20 protein-coding genes are annotated in these 18,344 nt (G+C 65.0%); 11 read left to right on the top strand and 9 right to left on the bottom strand.

The window, feature by feature from the left end; translation table 11 throughout:
• Positions 1-69: 69 nt before the first annotated feature.
• Positions 70-1,500 carry a serine protease gene (locus tag EZM81_RS08205; RefSeq protein ID WP_136645387.1) on the top strand — a complete coding sequence of 477 codons (1,431 nt, stop codon included), beginning with the start codon at positions 70-72 and terminating at the stop codon, positions 1,498-1,500.
• A gap of 50 nt (positions 1,501-1,550) precedes the next feature.
• On the opposite strand, the gene EZM81_RS08200 is transcribed toward EZM81_RS08205, so the two are convergent.
• The 3 genes from EZM81_RS08200 to EZM81_RS08190 all read right to left on the bottom strand — a co-directional run bounded on the left by EZM81_RS08200 (position 1,551) and on the right by EZM81_RS08190 (position 4,217).
• Positions 1,551-2,549: a Fe(3+) ABC transporter substrate-binding protein gene (locus tag EZM81_RS08200; protein ID WP_136645386.1), complete on the bottom strand. Its 999-nt coding sequence runs from the start codon at positions 2,547-2,549 to the stop codon at positions 1,551-1,553.
• A 106-nt stretch (positions 2,550-2,655) separates the two neighbouring features.
• Positions 2,656-3,459 (bottom strand): nucleoside triphosphate pyrophosphohydrolase, encoded by an 804-nt coding sequence (gene mazG, locus EZM81_RS08195; RefSeq protein ID WP_256371612.1) that lies wholly within the window; start codon positions 3,457-3,459, stop codon positions 2,656-2,658.
• A gap of 116 nt (positions 3,460-3,575) precedes the next feature.
• On the bottom strand, positions 3,576-4,217 hold the full coding sequence (locus EZM81_RS08190) for an outer membrane protein (protein ID WP_169052334.1): 642 nt from the start codon (positions 4,215-4,217) through the stop codon (positions 3,576-3,578).
• Between the two features lie 190 nt (positions 4,218-4,407).
• On the opposite strand from EZM81_RS08190, the gene EZM81_RS08185 reads away from it, so the two are divergent.
• On the top strand, positions 4,408-5,571 hold the full coding sequence (locus EZM81_RS08185; RefSeq protein ID WP_136645384.1) for a M20 aminoacylase family protein: 1,164 nt from the start codon (positions 4,408-4,410) through the stop codon (positions 5,569-5,571).
• Here EZM81_RS08185 and EZM81_RS08180 read toward each other — a convergent pair.
• The gene (locus tag EZM81_RS08180; RefSeq protein WP_136645383.1) at positions 5,556-5,945 is read right to left on the bottom strand and encodes a hypothetical protein; all 390 of its coding nucleotides are present in this window, start codon (positions 5,943-5,945) and stop codon (positions 5,556-5,558) included. The two genes, EZM81_RS08185 and EZM81_RS08180, sit on opposite strands and share 16 nt — an antisense overlap.
• A gap of 71 nt (positions 5,946-6,016) precedes the next feature.
• On the opposite strand from EZM81_RS08180, the gene EZM81_RS08175 reads away from it, so the two are divergent.
• The 8 genes from EZM81_RS08175 (at position 6,017) to EZM81_RS08145 (ending at position 12,494) form a co-directional block, all read left to right on the top strand.
• A complete protein-coding gene (locus EZM81_RS08175) occupies positions 6,017-6,250 on the top strand; it encodes a hypothetical protein (RefSeq protein ID WP_136645382.1) in 234 nt (77 codons plus the stop codon).
• Positions 6,205-6,417: a DUF6636 domain-containing protein gene (locus EZM81_RS18750; protein ID WP_371685730.1), complete on the top strand. Its 213-nt coding sequence runs from the start codon at positions 6,205-6,207 to the stop codon at positions 6,415-6,417. Before EZM81_RS08175 ends, EZM81_RS18750 begins: the two co-directional genes overlap by 46 nt.
• A gap of 229 nt (positions 6,418-6,646) precedes the next feature.
• Positions 6,647-8,050: an aminotransferase gene (locus tag EZM81_RS08170; RefSeq protein ID WP_248298166.1), complete on the top strand. Its 1,404-nt coding sequence runs from the start codon at positions 6,647-6,649 to the stop codon at positions 8,048-8,050.
• 101 nt (positions 8,051-8,151) lie between these two features.
• Positions 8,152-9,117 (top strand): agmatinase, encoded by a 966-nt coding sequence (gene speB / locus EZM81_RS08165; protein WP_135448496.1) that lies wholly within the window; start codon positions 8,152-8,154, stop codon positions 9,115-9,117.
• Positions 9,114-9,593 carry a DUF1499 domain-containing protein gene (locus EZM81_RS08160; protein ID WP_240783956.1) on the top strand — a complete coding sequence of 160 codons (480 nt, stop codon included), beginning with the start codon at positions 9,114-9,116 and terminating at the stop codon, positions 9,591-9,593. Before speB ends, EZM81_RS08160 begins: the two co-directional genes overlap by 4 nt.
• A 124-nt stretch (positions 9,594-9,717) precedes the next feature.
• A complete protein-coding gene (prfA, locus tag EZM81_RS08155; RefSeq protein ID WP_135448494.1) occupies positions 9,718-10,773 on the top strand; it encodes a peptide chain release factor 1 in 1,056 nt (351 codons plus the stop codon).
• Positions 10,770-11,624, top strand: coding sequence for a peptide chain release factor N(5)-glutamine methyltransferase (prmC, locus tag EZM81_RS08150; RefSeq protein WP_136645381.1), 855 nt, complete (start codon positions 10,770-10,772; stop codon positions 11,622-11,624). Before prfA ends, prmC begins: the two co-directional genes overlap by 4 nt.
• Before the next feature lie 180 nt (positions 11,625-11,804).
• Positions 11,805-12,494, top strand: a complete 690-nt coding sequence (locus EZM81_RS08145) for a DUF4167 domain-containing protein (RefSeq protein ID WP_136645380.1) — start codon at positions 11,805-11,807, stop codon at positions 12,492-12,494.
• A gap of 110 nt (positions 12,495-12,604) precedes the next feature.
• Here the strand turns inward: EZM81_RS08145 and EZM81_RS08140 are convergent, their stop codons facing one another.
• The 5 genes from EZM81_RS08140 to EZM81_RS08120 are packed head-to-tail and all read right to left on the bottom strand — an operon-like array spanning position 12,605 to position 17,380.
• Positions 12,605-13,363 carry an SDR family NAD(P)-dependent oxidoreductase gene (locus tag EZM81_RS08140; RefSeq protein ID WP_135448488.1) on the bottom strand — a complete coding sequence of 253 codons (759 nt, stop codon included), beginning with the start codon at positions 13,361-13,363 and terminating at the stop codon, positions 12,605-12,607.
• 17 nt (positions 13,364-13,380) lie between these two features.
• Positions 13,381-14,196 carry an ABC transporter permease gene (locus EZM81_RS08135; RefSeq protein ID WP_135448486.1) on the bottom strand — a complete coding sequence of 272 codons (816 nt, stop codon included), beginning with the start codon at positions 14,194-14,196 and terminating at the stop codon, positions 13,381-13,383.
• An 11-nt stretch (positions 14,197-14,207) separates the two neighbouring features.
• The gene (locus EZM81_RS08130) at positions 14,208-15,062 is read right to left on the bottom strand and encodes an ABC transporter permease (RefSeq protein WP_135448484.1); all 855 of its coding nucleotides are present in this window, start codon (positions 15,060-15,062) and stop codon (positions 14,208-14,210) included.
• 4 nt (positions 15,063-15,066) lie between these two features.
• Positions 15,067-16,227, bottom strand: a complete 1,161-nt coding sequence (locus tag EZM81_RS08125) for a PotD/PotF family extracellular solute-binding protein (protein WP_135448482.1) — start codon at positions 16,225-16,227, stop codon at positions 15,067-15,069.
• Between the two features lie 31 nt (positions 16,228-16,258).
• Positions 16,259-17,380, bottom strand: coding sequence for an ABC transporter ATP-binding protein (locus EZM81_RS08120; protein ID WP_135448480.1), 1,122 nt, complete (start codon positions 17,378-17,380; stop codon positions 16,259-16,261).
• Between the two features lie 135 nt (positions 17,381-17,515).
• Here EZM81_RS08120 and EZM81_RS08115 point away from each other — a divergent pair, with 135 nt between their 5' ends.
• On the top strand, positions 17,516-18,271 hold the full coding sequence (locus EZM81_RS08115) for a helix-turn-helix transcriptional regulator (RefSeq protein WP_248298165.1): 756 nt from the start codon (positions 17,516-17,518) through the stop codon (positions 18,269-18,271).
• Positions 18,272-18,344 lie beyond the last annotated feature (73 nt).

Below are 18,344 nucleotides of genomic sequence, written 5' to 3'. Positions count from 1 at the left end.
GGACATTGATCCTTGACCCGTGGGGGATTCCGCCGCTCCTATCGGGGAAGGCAACCCCGGAGCCTGCCCATGCGCCCAATGATCCTGGTGCTGCTGCTTTTCGCGCCTGTCATGGCGTGGCCCTATACGGTCGAGCAGATGCTTGCGCCATTCGACGCCCGTGTGCTGACCGCACAGGAAAAGCGGCTGCTGCAGACCGGACTGGCCTTCTCCGGGCATTACAACGGGATGATCGACGGTGACTGGGGCGAAGGAAGCCAGCGCGCCCTGGAACGCCATGTGCAAACCCTGACCGGCGAGACAGTGGTGACAAACATGGCCGTGTTGCTCGTTACCCTGGAAACCTTTGCGTTGATCGAGGAAGAGGGATGGGAGCGGCAGCACAATTCGACACTCGACATGTCCTTCCTGGTGCCGACGCAGGCGCTGATGGCAGGGGCGCCGTCCGATACCTTTGCCAACATGACGGTACGGGGCCGTTCGATCGGCTATTCGCTGACGGCGCGCGACGGGCCGGAGACAGCGGGGTTCCATGACTATGCCTTGCGGCAGGCGGTGGGCGTGCCCTACATCCTGCGCCGGCCGCTGGTATGGGTCACGTCCGTGCGGACGGCCACGGGCATAAGCCTTTACACCCGTTCGGATTTCCGGCGGGGGCGCTGGTCCACGATCATGGTGTCGGCCCGCGACGACGACGCCGGCGCCTTTGCCGCTATCACCGGCAGCATCGCGCCGGGTCATGCGCCCGCGATCGGAATTTCTCCCGGACGACTGTCTGCCGGCATCGAGACGCTGGCCCGTGTGCTGGCAGAAGATGAAGGGAAAGAAGCGCCATGGTTGCGCCGCCCGCCGGGCGAGGCAGGCGGCATGACGGCCTCGACGCCAGCCCCGGCAATGGGGTTCGGGTCCGGGTTCGTCGTGTCGTCTGCGGGCCACGTTCTGACCAACCGGCATGTCGTGAACGGTTGCCGGCGAGTGGCGGTCGATGGCCGACCGGCCGCACTGATAGCCGAGGACCGGACCTTCGACCTTGCGCTGTTGCGGGTCGAGGAGTTGTCAGGGGTGGCCCCTGCGGTGTTTGCGCTGGAACCGGCGCGCCTGAATTCGGATGTCACGGTGGCAGGCTTTCCGCTGCCCGACCTGCTGGGCGGGCTGAACGTCACGCGGGGGGCGGTGACCAGCCTGAAGGGTGTTGGTGGCGACGGGATCAACATGCAGATCTCGGCGCCCGTGCAGCCGGGCAACTCGGGCGGGCCGGTGCTGAATGCGGCGGGGCAGGTGGTCGGCGTCGTGGTGGCCAAGCTGGATGCCGGGGCCGTGGCACGGCTTTACGACGATATTCCGCAGAACGTCAATTTCGCAATCCGGGGCGAGATCGCCAAGCTGTTCCTCGCGCAGAATGGTGTCGATCCGCTGGTCGAGATGGCCGGAATCCCCGTCGCGCCGGAAGATCTGGCCGAGACGGCCGCAGCCTTCACCCGCCTTGTTGCCTGCAACTGAAGGGGATGCGCCCCGGGTTGCGACCGGGGCGCCATTGGCAAGTCAACAGATCAGCCGTCGAAGTTGACCGTTTCCATGATCTTCAACGCCGCAGCGCGGGCCTTGGCGATCTGGTCCAGGGGCGTCGGGTCGGCCGTGAAATCGCCCCAGGACGCGACCAATGCCGAGCGTTCGACGCCGGGTTTCACCGGATATTCGTTGTTGGTTTCGGCATAGATCTTCTGCGCGGTATCGCCCGCCAGCCATTCCATGAACTTCAGCGCGTCTTCCTTGTTCGGGGCGGATTTGGTCATTGCCACGCCAGAGATGTTCAGATGCGTGCCGCCATTCTCGAAGACCGGGAAGGTCACGTTCACCGCCTCGGCCGCCGCGCGTTGTTCGGGATCCGCCATCATCTGGCCGATGTAATAGGTGTTGCCGATCGCGATGTCGCATTCGCCGGCGGCAATGGCCTTGACCTGGTCACGGTCGCCGCCATCGGGCTTGCGCGCGAGGTTGGCCTTCAGACCCTCGGCCCATTTCGTGGCCTCTTCCTCGCCGTGATGCACGATGTAGGCGCCCAGCAGCGCGATGTTGTAATCATTCAGCCCGGACCGCGAGCAGAGCCTACCCTTCCACTTCTCCGTGGCCAGATCCTCGTAGGTGGTGATCTCCTTCGGATCCACCCGGTCCTTCGAGGCATAGACGATCCGCGCGCGTGCGGTCAGCCCGAACCAGTGGTCATTCGGGTCACGCAGGGTCTCGGGGATGTTGGCCTCCAGCACCTCGGATTGCACAGGCTGGGTCACCCCGGCATCCACGATCTGCATCAGGCGGGCGATGTCCACCGTCAGCACCAGATCGGCGGGCGAACGGTTGCCCTCGGCCACCAGCCGTTCGGCCATGCCCTTGTCCACGAAGGCCACGTTGACCTTGATCCCCGTCTCGGCCGTGAAGGCATCGACCAGCGGCTGGATCAGTTCCGGCTGCCGGTGGGAATAGACGTTGATTTCCTGCGCCAGAAGGGGCGTGGAGCAGGCGAGAAGTGCCAGGGTCGAAAGACGAAGCATGGCTGAGTCCTTTTGTCGGGTTTATGCGGCGGTTAAATCCGACTGTTTTACTTGGGTCAAGAGGCCGAGTGATTTTGTCGGCATTTTTCCGCAATGGCCAGCGGCATCAGCCCTGCCGCTTGTCCTCGGCCTTGGCACGGTTCCATAGCGCGTCCATCTCCTCCAGCGTGCTGTCGGCAGGGCGGCGTCCAGATTCAGCCAGCCAGTCCTCGATCCGGGCGAAGCGGCGGGTGAACTTGGCATTGGCAGCTCGCAGCGCGGCCTCGGGGTCCACGTTCAGGTGGCGGGCCAGGTTGGCCATGACGAACAGAAGGTCGCCGATCTCCTCGGTCAGGGCCTCGTGGGAAAGGCTGTCTCGGGCTTCGACCACCTCGCGCGCCTCTTCGATCAGCTTGTCCAGCACTTCGGCAGTCGAAGGCCAGTCGAAGCCGACGCGGGCGGCGCGGTTCTGCAATTTCAACGCGCGGGTGAGGGCGGGCAGGGCGAGCGCCACGCCATCCAGCGTGCGGGCGGCCCCGCGTTCGCGGGCCTTCTGCGCCTCCCAGTCGCGGGTCTGCTGTTCGGCGGTCTTGTCGCGGCTTTCGGAGCCGAAGACATGCGGATGGCGGGCGATCATCTTGTCGGAGATCGCGGCCACCACATCGGCGAAGGTGAAATGTCCGGCCTCGGCGGCCATCTGCGCGTGATAGACCACCTGGAACAGGAGATCGCCCAGTTCACCCTTCAGTTCGCCCAAGGCCTGCCGCTCGATCGCATCGGCCACCTCGTGCGCCTCTTCCAGCGTGTAGGGGGCGATGGTGGCGAAGCTTTGTTCGATGTCCCAGGGGCAGCCTGTCTGCGGGTCGCGCAAGCGCGCCATGATGGCCAGAAGGCGGTCGATGCCGGAGGGGGGGAGAGTGTCGGTGGTCAAGGGATGCCTGCTGTTTCGTCCGGGGGCAGTCTAGGGATTTCGCGCAAGCTGTCACGCTTCGCCTGCGGCCGGAATCCAACGGCGGGGGGTCCCCCTGATGCAAGGGTCAGCGCCAGTCAGAAGCGCAGCCCGACGCGCAGCGAGAGCGTGTCAAGATCGACGTCAACCGCCCGGTCCGGCGATGTGAGGTCGGTGCCCGCGTTGCGCATCAGATATTCGAGGCCGATCGTCAGTCTGTCGGATGCCGCCACGTCGATGCCGAGGCCATAGCTTGCCCCGCGAGCCGTGAATCCTTCGTCGCCCGGCGCAGTGAAATGGACCTGCGAATAGCCGAGCAGGCCATACACCAGAACCCGGTCGGACGAAAAACCCAGCCTGCCCTTCAGATCGATGGCACGATTGATTTTTGCGTCCGGCTCGATCGCAAAGCCGGTGTCCTTCAGGCTGGAAACTGACAGTTCAGCGCCGTAGACCAGCACACCCTGCTGGAAAAGATAGCCGGCATGCACTGAAGCCACTCTGCCGTCTGTCATTTTGGTGGTCGTGGATGGCAGCTCCGGCTGGATGGATTCACCCAAGGCATAGTCGGCCGAAGTCTTGCCGTAGCCCAGACCTGCATAGGCGCCCGACCAGTCAAGAGTTGTGGGTGGTGCGGACACAGTAGGGGGCGGCTCGGACGCGATCGTAACCGGACCACCTGCAAAGGCGGGTGCAGGTCCGGTAATGGCACAAAACAGGTAAGTCAGCAGAATGCGCATCCCGGAGACCCCCTTCGTGCAAGGCGATGCTGCGAAGTCTACAGTCAGCGTGGCTCTACTGTAAACCGAAGTGTCGCAAGGCAGGGTGGATGCGGCGCTTATGCCTGCAGGACAGAGGTGCCGGCGTTTCGCCGATTGCGGGCCAAGCGGTTTTGCGATTTGATCAAACGGAACATCGAAGGAGTTATCAATGCCCGTCCTGAACCGCATCGCCTCTTATGCCGACGACATGAAAGCGTGGCGGCGCCATCTGCACAGGCATCCGGAACTTGCGTTCGATTGCCCCGAGACGGCGGCCTTCATCGTGGAGCGTCTGCGCGAGATGGGGGTGGACGAGATCCATCAGGGCATTGCCAAGACCGGGATCGTTGCGCTGATCAGGGGGCGGGCGGACGGCCCGGTGATCGGCCTGCGCGCCGACATGGATGCGCTGCCGATCCAGGAGATGACCGGGGCGGAACATGCCAGCACCGTGCCGGGCAAGATGCATGCCTGCGGCCACGACGGACATGTGACGATGCTGCTGGGCGCGGCGAAGTATCTGGCCGAGACGCGGAATTTCGCGGGCACCGTTGCGCTGATCTTCCAGCCGGCCGAAGAAGACGGCGGCGGAGGCCAGGTGATGGTGCAGGAAGGGGTGATGGATCGGTTCGGCATCACGCAGGTCTATGGCATCCACAATGCGCCCAACGTGCCCTTCGGGCATTTCACCACCACGCCCGGGCCCTTGATGGCCAGCGTGGACACGGCCTTCGTCTACATCACAGGCAAGGGCGGGCATGGCGCCACGCCGCATGAATGCGTCGATCCGGTGGTGGCGGTCGTCGGCATGGTGCAGGCGGTGCAGACGATCATTCCACGCAATGTGCATGCCCTGGACGAGGCGGTGATCTCGGTCACGCAGATCCACACCGGGACGGCATCGAACATCATCCCGGAAGAGGCGATGTTCTGCGCCACGATCCGCTGCTTCAAGCCGGATGTGCGAGCGCTCTTGAAGAAGCGCTTCCACGAGATCGTAGAGGGCCACGCGGCGGCCTACGGCGTCAAGGCGCGGATCGACTACGACTGGGGCTATCCGGCGACGATCAACCACGAGGACCAGACCGAATTCGCCGCCGAGGTGGCGCGAGAGGTTGCCGGACCCGATGCCGTGGATGCGCGGGCCAACCGCGAGATGGGGTCGGAGGATTTCAGCTACATGCTGGAGGCGCGGCCGGGGGCCTATCTGTTCCTGGGCACCGGGCCCGGGGCGGGGCTGCACCATCCTGCCTATGACTTCAACGACGAGGTGGCGCCGGTCGGAGCGAGTTTCTTTGCCCGTCTGGTGGAGCGGGCTCAGCCCCTGCGCTGACCGTGCAGCGCCGGGATCAGGCCAAAGCCGATCTGACCGGCCAGGCCAAGCGCGCCGGGCGGGGTGGCGAGGTCGGACAGGAACCTGGCGGGCGTCTGGCCGAAGGCGAGGGCCAGGGAAAGTTCGGCCAGCATCAGCAGGACGAAGGCCAGCCCGCCCAGGGCCAGCCGCTCACGCCGCGCCATCGGCCAGCGCCTCAGCACAAGTCCGGCGACCAGCCATGACAGGGCTAGGACCAGTGGCACTTCCAGCGCCACGGCAAGAAGCGGCCCGGTCTGGGGGGCAACCAGCGTGACACGCAGCGCGCCGAGGACGAAAGCCACGGCGAAGACCGCGGCAAAGTAGCTGACAGCGGCTGCGACGATACTTGGCATGGGACGTGCAGACTGGCGGGATGCGGGTGGCAGCAGTAGGCTTGCGGTGCATTTCACAAATGCAGTTTCGCATGAAATCCCTTGCCTGTCTTGTGCTTGTCGCCGGCCCGGCTGTGGCCGAGGAACATGTCGGCTTCCGGTCCCCCACCGGCAACATCCATTGCGCAATCCACGCCTGGGCCGGCGGGGCCGAGGCGCGCTGTGACCTGATGGAACTGACGCCATCCCACCGCAAGCGCCCGGCGGGCTGCGATCTGAGGTGGGGGATTTCTTCCATGTCGGGGCAAGGGGCGCGGCCGGCCTGACATGCCATGGTGACACGGTGATCGACCGGCGCAATCCGGTGCTTGGCTACGGGGAGGCGTTATCTTTAGGCGGCATCTCCTGCGTCTCGGCCCGGACAGGAATGGCCTGCACCAATGCGGAAGGCCACGGCTTCAGCGTATTGCGAGGGCGGCAGAAGCTGTGCTGATCCGACTATACCAGGCGCAGGGCGCGGCATAGCCGCATGGAGGCGGCCAGGAGAACTTGCCCGAATCGGCGATCGGCCCAAGGCGACAGTGGCTGCATGGTCCTAATGGGGCCACATCAATCTTTGGACACCATATCTTGGCTCACCGCAACCTTTGGGGCCCGCTGGGGACTGGCCCGATTTTGATCAAAGTGCTATTATTCAAATGTGTAACAGCCGGGAGTGAACCATGACCGTCCTAGCCATGAACTCGCCTTTGCCGACCGATCTGTGGGAGATGGACCGGGCGCATGTGCTGCATCCCTGGACGAATTTCGGCCCATTCGAAAAGGAGGGTTCGCTGGTTCTGACGCGGGGCGAGGGCTGTTACCTGTGGGACGCCGAAGGGCGGCGCTATCTGGACGCGGTGGGGGGGCTGTGGTGCACCAACATCGGGCTGGGGCGGAAGGAGATGGCGCAGGCCATCGCCGAGCAGGCCGAGCGGCTGGCCTTCACAAACACCTTCGTCGATGTGACGAACGACCCTTCGGCGCTCTTGGCCGCGAAGCTGGCGGAACTGGCGCCGGGCGACCTGAACCGGGTGATGTTCACCACCGGCGGCTCGACCGCGGTGGATACGGCGGTGCGGGCGGTGGCCTATTACCAGACCTGCATGGGCCGGCCCGGCAAGACCGACATCGTTGCGCGGGACTACAGCTATCACGGCTCCACCTACCTGGCGCAGTCGGTCGGCAAGCGGCCGGGCGACCGGGTGCCGGAGTTCCGCTACAAGGAGGACGGGATCCATCACCTTTCCGTCCCGAACCCCTATCGCCGCCCCGAGGGCATGACAGAGGCGGAGTTCTGCGACGCTCTGGTGGCCGAGTTCGAGGCGCTGATCGGCCGGGTCGGGGCGGACCGGATCGGCGGCTTCATCGCCGAGCCCATTCAGGCGAGCGGCGGGGTGATCGTGCCGCCTGACGGCTATCTGAAGCGGATGTGGGAAATCTGCCGGCGCCACGACATCCTGTTCATCGCCGACGAGGTGGTCACGTCTTTCGGCCGCCTTGGCCACTGGTTTGCGTCCTGGGAGATGTTCGGCGTGCAGCCCGACATGATCTGCACCGCCAAGGGGCTGACTTCGGGCTATGTGCCCTTGGGCGCGCTGATCGTCAGCGACCGGATGTGGGACGCCATGGCGCAGGACGGCAGCCGCTGGTTCACCGCCGGCTTCACCTATTCCGGCCATCCGGTCGCCTGCGCTGCAGGGCTGAAGAACATCGAGATCATGGAGCGCGAGGGCCTTCTGGCGCAGGCGGACAACGTCGGCCGCTATTTCGAGGACCGCATGGCGCCCCTGGCCGACCTGCCGCTGATCGGCGACGTGCGCGGGCGGCGGCTGATGCTGTGTGTGGAAAGCGTGGCCGACAAGGCGACCAAGGCGGTGCTGCCGGAGGCTGCAAACGAATCCAAGCGCATCTCGAACGCGGCCGAGGCGATGGGCCTTCTGGTCCGCCCGATGGGGCATCTGAACGTGATGTCGCCGCCACTGGTCATCACCGAGGCGCAGATCGATTTCGTGGCCGAGACGCTGGAACGTGCCATCCGCCAGGTGACGGACGAACTGGTGCGCGAGGGCTTCCGGCTGGGGTGATTTGATCAAAGGCTTGACAACCGGGCGGGGCAGGGGTTTCCTGCCCTTCCCGGATCCGCGCGTCTCCGCTGAACGACTGCGCTGCAAGACCCGAGACCATCATGGCCCTTGAAGACGCCAAGACGCAGGTCGATACTGCGTTCACCCGCCCCACGCAGCGGGGTTATGCCTTTGAAAACGCCTTCGGCGGCGCGACATCCTTCCTGCGCCGGACATACACGAAGGACCTGACCGGGGTCGATCTGGCGATCACCGGCGTGCCCTTCGACCAGGCGGTGACACATCGCGCCGGCACCCGCTTTGGCCCCCGGGCGATCCGCGAGGCATCGTCGCTGCAACCCTACGATCCGCCCTATGGCTGGCCGACGAACCCGCTGGAAGAGATGAACATCATCGACTACGGCGATCTGGCCTTCGACTATGCAAAGGTCGCCGATTTCCCTGACCGACTGACTGACCACATCCGCACCATCCTGAAGGCAGGGGCGGGCACGGTCACGCTGGGGGGCGACCACTACATCACCTATCCGATCCTGAAGGCCTATGCCGAAAGGTTCGGCCCCCTTGGCGTGATTCACTTCGACGCCCATTCAGACCTGTGGCCCGACGATGACCTCACCCGGATCGACCACGGGACGATGCTGTACAAGGCGGTCAAGACCGGGCTGGTCGATCCCAAACGGTCGGTGCAGATCGGCATCCGCACCACGACCGAAGATTACCTGGGCCTGCACGTCATCGACGCGCGCGAGGTGCACGAAAAGGGTGTGGCCCATGCCGTTGCGCTGGCACGGGACATCGTGGACGAAAGGCCGGTCTATCTGACCTTCGACATCGACTGCCTTGACCCCTCGGTTGCACCGGGCACGGGCACGCCGGTCTGGGGCGGTCTGCACAGCTGGCAGGCGGCGGCGATGCTGCGCGACCTTGCCGGGATCAACCTGGTCGGTGGCGATGTGGTCGAGGTTTCGCCACCCTATGACACGACCGGGGCGACTGCCATCGCGGGGGCGCATGTGGCCTACGAGCTGATCTGCCTTTATCACTGGGCACGGACGCAAAGATGAAAGGGTGGGGCATGGCGGTTCCGTGGCTGGTCCTGGCGACGCTGGTCGCTGGGGGGGCCTACGTCCGTCTTGCCCCGTCGGACCCCTCAGTCTGGCACATCGACCCGTCGATGGCCTTGCCCGCCGGGGGGCTGCCGGTCACGCGCCCAGGTCAGGCGCCGCAGATTGCCACGACGCAGAACACGGCCGTCGTGCGGGTCGAGATGCCGGGATCAGCGCCCGAGGTTCTGGCGCGCCTGGACGCAATAGCGCTGGCCACGCCGCGCACCACCCGGCTTGCCGGTAGCCCGGAACAGGGGCGGATCACGTGGATCACCCGCTCTGCACTTTGGGGCTTTCCCGACTACACCACAGCGCAGGCGGCGACCCCGCAGGAGGGTAGCACCGAAGTAACCCTGTTAGCCCGCTCGCGCTTCGGAAAGAGCGACCTGGGGGTTAATGCGGCGCGGTTGCGTGAATGGCTGTCGCGCCTTTGATCTGATTTCCAGCGCGAACATCCTGTCGGGCGGTCAAGTGGTTCGGGCAGAACCGGACGTCTGGCGTGCAACCCCGCAGGTCTGCCCCCTTGACCGCCCCCCGCTTCCGCGCCAAACCGCGCCCATGGTTCCCTTGGACAAACTTGCCCAGATCGTCGAGCGTTTCGAGTTTCTCGAGGCGCAACTGAACGCAGGCGCCGCCCCGGCCGAGATCGCCCGGATCAGCCGTGAATACACCGAGCTGAAGCCCGTGGTCGAACAGATTCGGGCCTATCGCCAGGCGCTGGCCGATCTGGCCGAGGCCGAAGCGATGCTTGCCGACCCGGAGATGAAGGCCCTTGCGGAAGAGGAACTTCCGCGCCTCCGGTCGCGCCTGCCCGAGATGGAGCAGGCGCTGCGGCTGGCGCTTCTGCCGAAGGATGCCGCCGATGCCCGCCCCGCTATCCTGGAAATCCGCCCGGGCACCGGGGGCGAGGAGGCGGCGCTGTTCGCGGCCGACCTTGCGCGGATGTATCAGCGCTATGCCGAACGCATGGGCTGGCGCTGGGAGGTGCTGGAGCAACAGACATCCGATCTGGGCGGGTTGAAGGAACTGGTCGCGCTGGTCTCGGGCGACGGAGTCTATGCCCGGCTGAAATATGAAAGCGGCGTCCACCGGGTGCAGCGGGTGCCGGAAACCGAGGCGGGCGGGCGTATCCATACCTCGGCCGCCACCGTGGCGGTGCTGCCCGAGGCCGAAGAGGTGGATATCGACATTCCGGCCTCGGACATCCGCATCGACACCATGCGGTCCAGCGGCGCGGGCGGTCAGCACGTCAACACCACCGATTCGGCTGTCAGAATCACCCACATTCCCACCGGAATTGTGGTGACCTCGTCCGAGAAATCGCAGCACCGGAACCGCGAGATCGCCATGCAGGTGTTGCGGTCGCGGCTTTACGAAGCGGAACGGGAACGGCTGCATGCCGAACGCTCGGCCGACCGGAAAAGCCAGGTGGGAACCGGCGACCGCAGCGAGCGGATCCGCACCTACAACTTCCCGCAAGGCCGGATGACCGACCACAGGATCAACCTGACGCTTTATGCCCTGCCGCAGATCATGGGCGGGGATCTGGGCGAGGTGATTGACGCGCTGGTGGCCCATGATCAGGCCGAACGGTTGGCGGAGATGGAGGCGTGACAGCGGCCGAGGCGTTGCGCCTGGCCGTGCCCCGGCTGGCCGCAGCGGGGGTAGAGGACGCGGGCCGCGATGCACGGTTGTTGCTGGCCCATGCGCTGGCCGTGTCGCCCGACCGCCTGACCCTGCACCTGCCCGACGAGATGACCGCGCCGCAGGCGCGGGCATACGAGGAGGCACTGCTTGCGCGCATCGCACGCCAGCCGGTTGCGCAGATCACCGGGCGCAGGCTGTTCTGGGGTCTGCCGTTCCGCGTCACCCGTGACACGCTGGACCCCCGCCCCGAGACCGAGGTGCTGGTCGCCGAGGCGTTGTCCCGCCCCTTTCGCAGAATTCTCGACCTTGGGACCGGGACCGGCTGCATCCTTCTGTCTTGCCTCAGCGAAACCCCCGATGCCCAGGGATTGGGTGTCGATGTTTCCGAGGCTGCGCTTGCGGTTGCGATGGAAAATTCACGCAACCTTGGCCTGTCCGACCGGGCGCGGTTCCTGCGGTCGGACTGGTTTTCCGCCGTTGATGGGGTCTTCGACCTGATCTTGGCCAACCCGCCCTACGTCGCCCAGGCCGAGATGGAGGGGCTTTCCCCCGAGGTGCGCGACTGGGAGCCGCATCTCGCGCTGACCCCCGGTGGCGATGGACTGGATTCCTACCGCACCATCGCAGGCGGCGCGGCGGCAAGACTCATGGCGGGCGGGCGTATTCTGGTCGAGATCGGGCCGACACAGGGGCAGGCGGTGGCCGCACTGTTCCGCGAGGCTGGGCTTACGGATGTGCGAATCCTGACTGACCTCGACGGACGCGACCGCGTGGTGGCGGCAGAAAAGCCCGTTGGCAACCGTTGCATCGCTGCCTGAGCGCCGCCGAATTCGCAAGGCGGTTGAATTTATCGCTTGTCAGCCGCCGTGGCCTGTGATTACTGGACCCAAGCTTCGGGCGGGGTCGAACCTGCCCCAGCCCAATGCCGGCCTTGCTGACTTCATTCAGGCTGCCCGTGGCGGGCAGCGGTCGCGGGCCAAAGCCATCAAAAGGACAAGATGCGCTCTTCCAAGAAACGCTCGCGTTCCAACCAGAACCGCCCGCGCAGCCTCGGCAACATTGTCAACCGCGTCTTCGATTCCTCGGGTCCTGAGGGCAAGGTGCGCGGCACGCCGCAGCAGATCATCGAAAAATACCAGATGCTCGCCCGCGATGCGCAGCTGTCGAACGACCGGGTTTCGGCCGAGAATTTCCTGCAGCATGCCGAACATTACACGCGCATGCTGGCCGAGGCGATGCGCGAGATGGCGGCCGAGCAAGAGGCGCGCCAGCAGCAGGCCCAAAGCAACGGCGGGCAGCATGGCGGCCAGAACGGGGGGCACGGCTTCCGCGCCGACCGTCAGGGCGATGGTCGTGATCGGGGCGATCGCGGCGAAAGGCGTCAGGAGTTTGCCCGCGAGTTCCGCGATGATCGCGATTCCGGCGGTGCAGACCAGCCGCGCGTGGTGGATGTGATCGACCTTGGCAGCGACGAAGGCAGCAGCCTGATCGAAACGCCCGAGTCTGCACCGCGCCCTCGTGCCGAACCTGCCGAGCCCGTGGCCGAGGCGCAGGCCGGGTCCGCTGTTGCCGAAACGCGCGAGGAGCGCAGCCAGAACCGCCGCCCGCGGGGACCGCGCAAGCCCAAGTCGGAAGGCAAGTCCGAAAGCAAGTCGGACGGCGAGCCGCCTAAAGAAGCGGCCGAATAGCCCAAACAGCCGGCACAGGAATGACAAGGCCCCGAAGTCGGGGCCTTTCGTCTGTCTGTCGGGTCTGGTTGAGACCGCGCCTGGCGTCCATCTTATGCCCTTCCGTCCGCCTAAAGGCATTCCGCGCCGTCGATGACCAGGGCATGGCCGGTCATGAAGGCCGACTGGTCCGAGGCAAGAAAGACGATCCCGTGGGCGATTTCTTCCGGCGTGCCCCAGCGACCCATCGGGATGGCTTGGGCGACGTAATCCTCCAGCGCGCGGCGGCCGCCCATCTGGCGTTCGAAACCGTCGTTGAACGGGGTGTCAACGAAGCCGGGACACAGCGCATTGCAGCGAACATTGTGGCGTGCGTAGTCCACCGCCATCTGCCGCGTCATGGCAATCACAGCATGCTTTGTCGTCGCATAGGCGATCATCCCGCGGTCATACTGCACGCCCGAGTTCGACGACGTGATGATGATAGAGCCCTTGCCCTGCGCCTTCATCACCGGCATGGCCGCCCGTGCCGCCACGAAATGTGATCGCACGTTCAGCCGCCAGGAGGCATCCATCTGCTCGGGCGTCACCTCTTCCAGCCGTCCCGGAATCTGGATGCCGGCATGCGAATGCAGGATGTCCAGCCGCCCGTGCCGGGCTGCCGTGCCAGCAATCTCTGCCGAAAGCATGTCGTCGTCGTTGACATCCAGCGCCAGCGCCTCGGCCCGGCCACCGCTTTGCGCGATCTCTTCGGCGACGACGCGCGCCCGGTCGCCGTCTCGGTCGGTCACAATGACAAGCGCACCCTCGGCGGCCATGGCAAGGGCCCCGGCCCGGCCGATGCCGGAACCGCCCCCAGTCACGAAGGCCACGCGATCCTGAAGAAGCATCCGGGAACTCCCTGGCATCATGCCGCCTTGCGTCCGCGTTGCAGGATGGCCTGCGCTGCGATCAGCATGACCAGCGAGACGGCAAGCACCATCGTGCCGATCGCGTTGATTTCCGGCGTGACGCCGCGGCGGATCGAGGAAAAGACATAGACCGGCAGCGTGGTCTGCGACCCGGCCACGAAGAAAGCGATGATGAAGTCATCGAAGCTGAAGGTGAAGGCAAGAAGGAACCCCGCAAGGATGCCGGGGAAGATCTGCGGAAGTGTCACCTGGCGGAAGGTACCCCACGGCGTGGCGCCAAGGTCGGCCGAAGCCTCGATCAGGCTGCGGTCCATGCCGGCCATCCGGGCCCGCACGATGATGATGACCAGCGCCATGGTGAACAGCCCGTGCGCCGCGATCAGCGAGCCATAGCCCAGCGACAGCTGCGGTGCCTTCCCGGCCAAGGGCCACAGCGCCTCGATCAGAGGGTTCAGCCAGCCGAAAAGCGTGACCAACGCAATCAGCGTGGCGATGCCGATCACGATCCCCGGCACCATGACCGCGATGTAGATCAGCGCGTCAAAGGCCATGCGCACCCGCCCCCTGACCGATTGCAGGGCCAGGGCTGCCATGGTTCCGAAGAGGGTTGCCAGCAGCGCCGAAGCAAGGGCCACGGTCAGGCTGGTCTGCAGCGCGTCCATCACGAAGGGGTTGGACAGCGCCTTGCCGTACCACTGGGTCGAAAAGCCCTGGAACTGTGCCGCGTGGCGTCCGGCATTGAAGCTGAACAGTGCGATCACCCCGATCGGGATGTAGAGGAACAGATAGACGGCAAGGGCGTAAAGTCTCATACCGCAGGCCCCTACATCAAGGACACGTCGTCGCGCCCGCCGGCCCAGCGGCGAGTGAAACGCATGTAGGCAAGAACCGTGATCAGCATCACAAGCACAAGCGCCACGGCGACAGCAGACCCGAAGGGCCAGTTGCGCGACTGCAGGAACAGGTCCACCAGCGCATTGCCGATGAAGAACACCTTGCCCCCGCCCAGCATCGCCGGGATCAGGAATTCACCCATCAGCAGGATGAAGACCAGCATGCAGCCAGTGGCCACGCCAGGCATGGACAGTGGCAGAGTGACCTGCAGAAAGCTGCGCCACGGTGGGCTGCCAAGGTCGGACGAGGCCTCCAGCAGGCGTTTGTCCAGGCGTTCCAGGGCGACGTAGATCGGAAAGACCATCAGCGGCAGGTAGCCGTAGACGATCCCCACCAGCACCGCGAAGGGCGTGTTGATCAGCCGGGGATTGCCAAGCCCGAGGGCGTTCAGAAGCGCCGGGATGCCCTGGCCACCCAGAAGATAGATCCAGGCATAGCTGCGGATCAGAATCGAGGTCCAGAACGGCACGATCACCAGGATCAGCAGGACCGTCCTCCACCGCGGCGAGGTCTTCAGCGCAAGGAAATAGGCCAGGGGATAGGCGATCAGCAGGCAGATCAGCGTGCCGAGGGGCGCCAGGATGAGCGTGTTCTTGAAGGCCGCCCAGCGGCTGCCGAGGTTCAGGAAATTGTCGAAGGTGAAGGCGGGCGCATAACCGCCCGCCGCCCCCCGTTCGCCGAAGGAATAGACAAATACGACGATCAGCGGCAGGACCAGCATGCACAGGAACCATGCCCCGGCGGGGGCAAGGAAAAGCCATGTGCGAAGGGCCTGCCGCTGCATGGTCTTACGCGGACTTGAAGCGCGCCATCAGCTCGGCGCGGTTGGGGTCTGTCAGAGTGACGGCCGCGCCGAATTCCAGCGCGTCCAGCAGTTCCTGCGCCGGATACATGATCGGGTCGTTCAGCATCTCGGGCGGCAGGATGGCGTTCACGCGGGCATCCGCCACCGGATAGCCGTGGAACATCACCTCTTTCGCGTTCACCTCGGGCGTGAGCAGGTAATTGATCAGCGCATAGGCCGCATCGCGGTGCGGGGCACCCTTCGGAATGGCGAAGAAGTCGGACCACAGCTCGCCGCCTTCCTTGCCCAGCACATAGTCGATCTCCGGCATGTCGCGGTGCAGCTGCAACCCGTCGCCTGTCCAGGCGATCGACATCCAGGCATCGCCCGACCTCATCGAGGGCTGATAGTCCGAGTTGATGCCGAAGAGGTGGGGCTTGACCTCAAGGAGCAGCCTTTCGGCATCGGCCAGCTCCTTCGGATCGATCGAGTTGAAGGAATAGCCGAAATATTTCAGCGCATTGCCGATCGTGGTCAGCTGATAGTCATGCACCATCGTCCGGCCCGAGAATTCGGCCTTTGTCATGTCCCAGAATTCCTTCCAGGTCGTCGGCTTGGGCAGGTCGCCCAGCATGCTGGTGTTGACCACGAATCCGGTGGTGCCCCAGTTGCGCGGCACGGCATAGACCACGCCGTTCACGGTGCCTGCTTCCGCAAAGCGGGCGTCAAAGCTGGCGGGATCGTAATTCGGCAGCTTGGACAGGTCGAGGGGCTCGATCAGGTCTTCCTCGACATAGGTCGAGATCGTGTAGTTGGTGGGCACGAACACATCCCAGCCCGAACCGCCGGCCTGAAGCTTGGCCAGCATCTCCTCGTTCGAGCCGAAGACGTTCAGATCGACAGCCGCGCCGGTTTCGGCGGTGAAGGCCTCGAAATTGGCAGGATCGTGATAGTTGGGCCAGCTGGCTACCACCACGCGGTCGCCGATCGAGCCCTGGGCCCGGGCGGCCGAGCGCAAGCCCGGCATCGCGGCACCCAGCACGCTGGTCGCCACCCCCAGACCGGTCACGCCCAGGAAGTGCCGCCGCGTGACCGAGCCCTTCTTGTAGCGATAGAGCTCGGCCATGAATTTCTCGCGCGAGATGAAGTCATTCCGGTCTGTCATCGTCATTCTCCCAGTTGGTTCCTGTTGTCCTTCAGTCATCCTCGAGGATCAGCGCCGCCCCTTCGGACCATGATGCAAAGGCCTGATCGCCCGGTTCGAACCCGCCTTCGCTGGCTTCTGCCTGGCGTGACACGAGCACGAGGAATTCGCCCAGATCGCCATTTCGGACGAGATACTCGGTATGTTCGCCCAGGAAGATGCGGTTGACCACCGTGACCGGAAGGGCGTGGCCGGCGGGTTTGCGGGTAAGGGCAATCTGCTCGGGCCGCAGGCTCGCGCTGGCACGCTGGCCTGCGGCAATCCCGACCGGGGCAAGTCCCGCGATCACGTGTCCCCCCGCAGCGGCAAGTTCCGTCCGGCCGGCAGAGACTGCCGTGACGGTGCCGGGAAAGAAGTTGGACTTTCCCACGAAATCCGCCACATAGCGGCTGGCGGGCCGGTCGTACAATTCGCGCGGGCTGCCCACCTGCACGATCCGCCCGCTGCGCATGATGCAGATCCGGTCGGACATCGAGAGCGCCTCCTCCTGGTCGTGGGTGACAAGGATGAAGGTAATGCCAAGCTGGCGCTGCAGGGTCTGAAGCTCGATCTGCATGTCGCGGCGCAGCTTCTTGTCCAGCGCGGCCATCGGTTCGTCCAGCAGCAGAAGCTTGGGCTGGTTGACAATGGCACGGGCCAGCGCCACGCGCTGCTGCTGGCCGCCCGACATTTCCCATATGCGGCGCGGTCCGAAGCCGGGCAGGCGCACCGTTTCCAGCGCCCGTTCGACGGCGCGGGAGATTTCGTCCTCGGGCGGGCGGGGGCGGCGCTGGCGCAAGCCATAGGCGATGTTCTGCGCCACGGTCAGATGCGGAAACAGCGCATAGTGCTGAAAGACCATGTTCACCGGCCGCTGGTGCGGCGGCACGTCATTGACGCGCTGCCCGTCCAGCAGGATGTCACCCGAGGTCGGGCTTTCGAACCCCGCCAGCATCCGCAGCGCCGTCGTCTTGCCGCAGCCCGACGGGCCCAGGAACGACAGGAACTCGCCCCGGCGGATCGCCAGGTTCAGGCCCTCGGCCGCGACGACGGCGCCGTAGTGCTTGCTTGCATCGCGAAGCTCGGCGATCGGGGCGTCCCTCTCCTCCGAGGCAGGTTTCAGTTTGCTTTCCATCACGCCGAGTATATGCCTTTAGATGTGGTTCAGCGTAGAAACGATGCCGAAGGATGTATATACCACAAATGGCATATCGGAATGCTGAGGGGGCGCGAAATGGATAGGGCGAGTCTGCTGTCACGAACGGGCGCAATGATCGCGGCGATCGGCGGGGACCGCTTCGCCCCCGCTCTTACCGGACTATTGCAGGCCATGGCGCCCTATACCTATACGGTGGTCTTCGGCTACCGGGGGCAGGACCGGCCGCTTGATCTGTATGACGATTTTCCGGCCACCAAGCGGCAGGTGTTCGTGACCGACTATCAGGAAGGGCCCTATCTGCTGGACCCCTTCTACCTTGCCGCGACGCGGCCTGTAGAGGCGGGCTTGTACCGGATGCGCGATCTGGCGCCCGACCGCTTCTATCAGGGCGAATATTTCCGCAACTACTACATCCAGACGGGGCTGGCTGAGGAGATCGGCTATTTCATCGATATACCCGGGGGGGCCATGGTCGTGCTGTCGCTGATGCGCGATGAAAGGCCATTTACCTTGCGCGAGATGAAGGCACTGGAAGACGTGCGCCCGGTCGTCGAGGCCTCGATCCGGCGCCATTGGGCCGATCTGCCTGCGCGGTTCGGTGCTGTGTCGCAGGGAGCGGATGGCCCTGCCATGCGGACCGAGATCGAAAGGTCGTTCCAGAGTTTCGGCGACGGTGTCTTGACCGCGCGCGAGCGGGAAATAGTCGAGCACACGCTGAAGGGCCACTCGGCCGAAGCGGTCGGCCGGATCCTGGGCATTTCGCCGGGCACGGTCCGGATTCACCGCCGCAACATCTATGCGAAATTGCGCATCAGTTCGCAGGGAGAACTGTTCTCGCGCTTCATCCAGACGCTGGGGCGGATCTAGTTAAGCGTCCCAGTATACATGGCAACTGCATGACGTCCTAGGCTCAGGACTCACAAGCAATAGATGACAGTTG

It is taken from the genome of Tabrizicola sp. YIM 78059 (assembly GCF_004959785.1).
Classification (GTDB): domain Bacteria; phylum Pseudomonadota; class Alphaproteobacteria; order Rhodobacterales; family Rhodobacteraceae; genus Tabrizicola; species Tabrizicola caldifontis.
Note: the sequence above shows the minus strand (reverse complement) of the source record. Positions and strands in the feature narration are given on the sequence as shown.